The following is a 5,808-nucleotide window of genomic DNA, read 5'->3' on the forward strand; positions in this document are numbered from 1 at the left end:
CATGTTCGAAGACCGCTTCCCGATGGCCTAACAAAACACGTCAGGCACAAAATTCGGCACAGTCTCCGGCTCACATGCACAATCTTACCGTCTGGCATCTCCGTCATGCTGATTGCCTGTTCAAACTGGCTTCCATCAAGTCGCGTCGAGATTACCTCCCCACGCCACTGCTGGTGGATGCGGATTGCAGGGAAGGCCTCCGCTGCAAGTTTAGCTGCAGCTGAACGAGCGTAGAGCCGATACCACGGGTATCCTAGAATCTCTTCTTGCTTTTGAGCCCTAAACAGGCGGAGTAGAGCCGAATTGGCATCGATGATTTCCCCAGATGCATCAGTGACCATTATGGCGTCTGCCGAAGCCTGAACGGCGGCCGCTCGCAAGTTCAGATCGCCTTCAAGCTCTTTGCGTGTGCTGATGTCGATCAGCACGCCAGCCATTTGGTATACCCGCCCCTCGGCGTCGCGATCTGCAATGCCGCCGCGGCTCAAAACCCAGACCCAGTGTCCCTCCTTGTGTCGCATGCGATACTCGACTTCGAACCGGTCTTTGATGCCTGCGATGCAGTCATCGAAACCTGACATGGCTGTCGGTAGATCATCTGGATGGACGAGCGTTCGCCATCCTTCGAAACCAACTGGATTGAGCGTGTTTTGTTCAAAACCAAACATTTCTTCCCAATGCCGGTTTACAAGACCTTCTCCGGTTTCAAGATTGAGCGACCACAATCCAACCTTCGAGCCCGCTTCAACCTCTTCCAGCTGTCGTTGTGCAGTTTTGAGTTTACTGATGTCGATCAGCAGATGGACGCGATCCCCATCCACAGTCAACCGGTCAATGACCCTGAACCAGCGACGGTCGCGTGTTCGAATTTCCGTTTCGAAAACAGCGTCACGACGCTTTTTGAGCCGCTCGCTTAGCCAAGCGTCTTGCGCTTCCTTTGAAACTTCGAGCGCACCGTTCTCCAGGTCCTGCCGGAGTATTTCTTCAAATTTCATTCCCGGAAGCACTACGGACCCTGATCCTAATTTGGTATGCAGGTTGGCATACGCCGTGTTGCACAGAACTATGCGATCTTCAGAATCAAAATAAGCTACCGGGTCCGAAACGGCTTCGATTGCGTTTGCAAAGCGCTGCCGGACCTTGGCGAGCTCTAATCGAGGTGTGAGAGCCCCGGCCTGGTAACTGATTATCAATTCGTCCTGGAGGCCATTATCTGAGCGTCTCAAGGATATTCGTCGTAGGTATTCTTCCTTAGAAGCTCCGACGATACGACGTATCTGTCCAGGCTTCCCCTTCAATGCTGCCCTGCAGTCAAACGATAGATTTGGATCAGTTTCAATGAGAGACTTCGATGCCTCGATGGGCATGCCGATGTTGTCAGTTGGAGGACAAAAGTCTTTAGCAACATCAGTGTGTGTAACAAATTTCAATTCCAAGTCGCTAGACAGGATCAGGATGAGCAATATAGACACCTGTTTTGTTTCGGCTATTTGGCATAGCCAGCTGATGAAGGCTGTGTTGAATCGTTACCAGGTTTTCTTGATGCGGCTCGCTGTTTTAGAGTGGCCGTGTGCGGCTTGGCGAGCGTGATGTCTGGGAGGCTTCTGCGTTTGAGTGCTGCAAGCAACTACCTGACTTTCTTCAATTTCCTCGCTAAGTCGCTTAAAGGATGACGCTATTTTACGAGCCCGATATCCAAGTGTGCTGCATTTTCAATACACTACTCTTAAGACGGGGCTCATACGACTGCCTTTCGCACAGTTGAACGTTATCTCATGGCCAGTTTTCCGCACTCGACGGCAAGCAGCAAGCTGTCTTTTGATAGTTAGCGCAGAGCGAGCCGGAGGATGGTGTGTGCGCACCGAGCGTTTTCACTAATGGTGACCGCTGCGCACGTTTTCAAATGTGTCTCGGGGCCTGTCCTCCTAGCCGCCGAGGGGGTGACCGCCTAGCGCTAGCGCTTGTGGCTGTCAAGCCTCGGGTGATACGGGTCAGTGCGGTTGGAAGTGAAGAGGGTCAGAGGAACGTCGGGTCAACACCATAGGCTGCGAAGAGCCAGTCGTCGTGCTTGTTGTCGCGACGGTCACCGACTTCGAGGTGATCTGGATTTATGCAGAGCGGATTGTTGCAGCGGTGGCGGATCACCTCATAAAACCTCAGGGCCTCGTTCTGCTTGACGCAATAGATGAAACGATAGGCTGTCGTCTGGCCTCCACGGAAGCGTACTTTGCGCCGGTGTTTGGTATTCGTCAACTTGCAGCCGTTCTCGTCCGTCGTGGTGTCAGAGAGAAGTTCCGAGACCCGGTTAAGGGCCTCGTCACGGTGATTTTTCAGAATGTTGGCCATCCAGTCTTGATGATCGATCATAGGCGAGCCTCTTCTGCTAAGGGGCTTGCGATCGGCGAAGTTGTTCCATCAGGGGCTTTCAGCCTGCCGCGATAGGCTGAGTACCCGTCGCGGATCCATAGTACTCGGTTGTGGTCGACACCACCCCACTTCAGGGTGTGCCGATGCCAGCCGAGCTCGGTCATCTTGTGACGAATGGTTTCAATATTGCCCCGTAGGGTCTGCTGAACGAAGGAAACCAGCTCAGATTCTGCGATGCAATTGCACCCTGCTTGGTCGAGGTGTTCTCGGAGCAGTTCGGTGGAGACTTGCTGGGCGGCATTCTGCACCTGTCGCATGATGTCTGTTGAATGCTGCGTGATGTTCAGGGACTTGGCATTGAAGTCAGGTGACAGTTCACGGCTCATCAGAGCGTTGTATAGCCTTGCCAGTGCTGTCTCGTCGGCTAGTAGTTCATCGATCTGGATCATCAGCTGTACGAACTCGTTGGAGCGCGGGCCGCTTGCATGTCCGTCATGGTCGATGTTCAGGACGTAGTAGCGCCGCTCATCCGGTTCGATCCAGAGCGGGGGATGATTTGAGGTGAATACGAAGCAGCAACGTTGTTCGATCATCTGGGCATCGACACCTTTCATTTCTCCAAGAACCCTGTCCTCGGTGATGTAGGTTTTCAGTGCGTTGCTGGTGCCAGAACCGGTCTGCAGCTTTATTTCTTCACCGATGACGAGTTTGGAGGTCAGGACCGGCACGTTGAAGCGACCTGTCAGCTTGCTGGCGCTGTATTCGCGGGCCGTGTTGCGTTTTCCGAAAAGGGCTTCGCATAGAGTGGCGAATTTCGATTTCCCAGTGCCTTTCTTGTCGCTGTACAGGAACAAACACCAACCTGGCTTGTCACTCTCGTGCTGTAGGTTCCAGGCCAGCCAATCCAGGGCCCGGGTGCGTTCGTGATGGCGGGGAAAAATCCAGGAGAAGAATTCGTCGGCGCATCCATACTCCGCAGCGTTGATGCCATGAGATCGATAGGTTGGTTTCGTCCAGGTGTTGATCGATACCGTACCCCGATGCCGGAGCAATCGATCTGAGCACCCGGGCGCACTCAGGACTGACCCGCTCCAAGTGCCGACGCGTTCGGCTGCGGGAGTGGTGAGGGTGTTGAAGCTTGCCTTGAACGCGGCTCGGATGAGGTCTTTGCTCAGGGGGATGTGTGCAAACTCGTCAGCAAACCGCTCGATGCAGATAGCCTGTACGTCGGGCAGTGCCAGTTTCGTTGTGTAGTTGTCGATGTCATAATATTTGCCATCGCGGCGGACGAACCAACTGGCGATTGCGCGGGATAGAATGATGCGGTGATTTGGGTCAAATTCGGGCATAGAATCTCTTTCATTTTTGTTGGTTTTCGAGATGTCGTCTCTCTATTAACGTGCCCTGGTGGCTGGCGGCTCCTGATTGTTGTTTGTTTTCAGTGTGTTGGTGGTGTTTTGGGTCTTTCCTGGTGCTGGTCGGATTTTCCCCCACTTTTAACCGTGTGGCTAAGGCCCTCTGGGACTGGGTTTGATGGCACCCGAAGGCCCCATTCTGGCCCTCTGGAGGCTCTCTTGGCCGGAGGTGCAATTGGCCAGTCAAAGGGCCGAGATGGCCCTCAGTGCGCCGCTATGTGGCTCTCTGACGGTACACCCCCCCAGCAGCCATAAGGGCTACCGAGGGTGTTGCGGAGGGAGTATTAGTTCCACGGCCAGTCGATCTGCGGTGTGGTCAATTTCGGTAGGTCGGGCACATAGGATGTGGCTGCCTTCCAAGCTTCCCCGGGAGACGATTTGACTGAGGCCCAGATCTCGTCCTTGGTTGGCACTGCCAGCCCGCAGACTTCATCCTGTTCCTGACCTGCAGCAGCTTCAGGGTTAAAAGCTTTCTCCAGCTCATGCAGATCTTTCATCGTATCGCAGCTATCCTTGAGGTCCCAAGCGGTAACCCCGATGATGGCAACAATACCGGCAAAGGGGATTGCCTCTGCCACGACTGACCCGGCATTGCGAGCGGCCCCGGTAACCGTTCGGCGCGACACGCGGGTGGCGGTATCTTCGACTGCTTCTGACAGGGCCCGTTTTTGGCCACGGTAGGGAACCGTTTTAGCCCCTCGCAGGGATGCTACCTCATCGGTCAACTCGTTGAGTTTTGCGTCTTTGCGCGCCAAGTCATCACTCAGAGACGCCATGCGACGATCTTTCCTTCCCACCACGGAAGCCGCGCCTGTGACCGCTTCATAGGCCCCTGATACAAGCATGGCGACGGAACTGAAGGCTACGCTGGCCACGTTCAACGTCAGAGATCCTGCTAGGGCAATGGTCAGCACCAGTGTTTTGAGTTTCATTTCCGGTTCTCCTGTCTGCAAAGCTTTCTGCCCAGTACTCAAGAAAAAAGCAAAGTATGGCACCCCCGGCGGTCGAAACCGCCGAGGATGTGTTCATGGGAGCTTCTTGGTCAGCACGTATTCAGCCAGCACCTGCCAGTAGTGGGCTGCGTCCCGGAAGCCTTGGGCCTGCGCGGCGATATCCTCCGCCCTGGAACGAGAAAGGCCACCGTCGTATTCCACGATGGCGGCCCTCTCTTCAAATGCTTCTATATCGGGTATCAGGGGCATGGTAAGCGAACCCCGTCGACGATCGCCCGCTTCTGGTCGTCCCCTATGCCCGCCGAGTAGATGCCATAGGTGAGCCGGTTCTCGCTCCTTGCTGACTGGTGCCCGACCAGTGAGGCCGTGTAGTGTTCGGGGACACCTGTCCTCTCGCACTGGGTGATGAACCACTTGCGGGTCGAGTGGAACACCAACCCGGGACGATCCATTGCCAACCGGGTGCGCAAGCGGCCAAAGTGCTTGGTCACCTGCGAAACAGTCAGATCAGGAAATAGACGATCAGGTCCCAGCGCTGGCAGCATGGCCGATAACTCCCCATGGAGCGGCACCTCCCGTTCAGCTGCATCGGTTTTCAGCAACCTGACACGATTGGGACGTACCCGAGCAAACCAGCCCAGATTGCCCTTCCACACCAGATCATCTCTCAACATCCCGACCGCTTCCCCGGAGCGAAGTCCAGACAGCAGGCAGAACAAGATCACAGACCCGATGAGCGGATGGTCGGCCTGAAGCAAGCGTTGGACTTCCTCGTCGGTCGGTACGGCGTAGGACATGATCTTGCCCTTGGCCTCGACCTTCACCGAGGAGAACTCCAGCTTGGGTGCGTGTCCCTCATGATAGGCCCAGTCCAGAAAGTGCAGCACCTGAGACAGGATACGCTTCTGGGTGGCTGCCGTGATTGGGGTCCCGGAAGATTTGGCAACCAGCTGCTCCAGGCTGAGCTGCCTTGACCGATAACTTTTGCCGACGTGGGGCGAGAGTTGGGGATGTCCCGGTTGATGTTGAAGTTTGCCTGAAGGGTGGCGTTGCTTTCCCTGAGCCGTAGGCTC

At 55.3% G+C, this 5,808-nt stretch carries 6 protein-coding genes; all 6 read right to left on the reverse strand.

Features of this window, described 5'->3' with window-relative positions; translation table 11 throughout:
* Window positions 1-1,463 (reverse strand): PAS domain-containing protein (locus tag C6W91_RS20550; RefSeq protein WP_370571532.1); only part of this gene is annotated, 1,463 nt, incomplete at its 3' end.
* 553 nt (window positions 1,464-2,016) lie between these two features.
* Window positions 2,017-2,367, reverse strand: a complete 351-nt coding sequence (locus C6W91_RS20555) for an HNH endonuclease (RefSeq protein ID WP_370571533.1) — start codon at window positions 2,365-2,367, stop codon at window positions 2,017-2,019.
* Entirely contained in the window at window positions 2,364-3,716 is a 1,353-nt protein-coding gene (locus C6W91_RS20560; protein ID WP_370571534.1) for a primase-helicase family protein, read from the reverse strand. Before C6W91_RS20560 ends, C6W91_RS20555 begins: the two co-directional genes overlap by 4 nt.
* A 350-nt stretch (window positions 3,717-4,066) precedes the next feature.
* Window positions 4,067-4,714, reverse strand: coding sequence for a hypothetical protein (locus C6W91_RS20565; RefSeq protein WP_370571535.1), 648 nt, complete (start codon window positions 4,712-4,714; stop codon window positions 4,067-4,069).
* A 93-nt stretch (window positions 4,715-4,807) separates the two neighbouring features.
* Window positions 4,808-4,984: a hypothetical protein gene (locus tag C6W91_RS20570; protein ID WP_370571536.1), complete on the reverse strand. Its 177-nt coding sequence runs from the start codon at window positions 4,982-4,984 to the stop codon at window positions 4,808-4,810.
* Window positions 4,975-5,808: tyrosine-type recombinase/integrase (locus C6W91_RS20575; RefSeq protein ID WP_370571537.1), on the reverse strand; the 834-nt coding region annotated here is incomplete at its 5' end. The genes C6W91_RS20575 and C6W91_RS20570, both read right to left, overlap by 10 nt.

The organism is Phaeobacter sp. SYSU ZJ3003 (assembly GCF_041300735.1).
Classification (GTDB): Bacteria; Pseudomonadota; Alphaproteobacteria; order Rhodobacterales; family Rhodobacteraceae; genus Phycobacter; species Phycobacter gallaeciensis_A.

Bases quoted from the DNA above. Each gene is read 5' to 3' on its own strand.
- C6W91_RS20555 (WP_370571533.1), bottom strand. From the start codon at position 2,367: ATGATCGATCATCAAGACTGGATGGCCAACATTCTGAAAAATCACCGT.
- C6W91_RS20560 (WP_370571534.1), bottom strand. From the start codon at position 3,716: ATGCCCGAATTTGACCCAAATCACCGCATCATTCTATCCCGCGCAATC.
- C6W91_RS20565 (WP_370571535.1), bottom strand. From the start codon at position 4,714: ATGAAACTCAAAACACTGGTGCTGACCATTGCCCTAGCAGGATCTCTG.
- C6W91_RS20570 (WP_370571536.1), bottom strand. From the start codon at position 4,984: ATGCCCCTGATACCCGATATAGAAGCATTTGAAGAGAGGGCCGCCATC.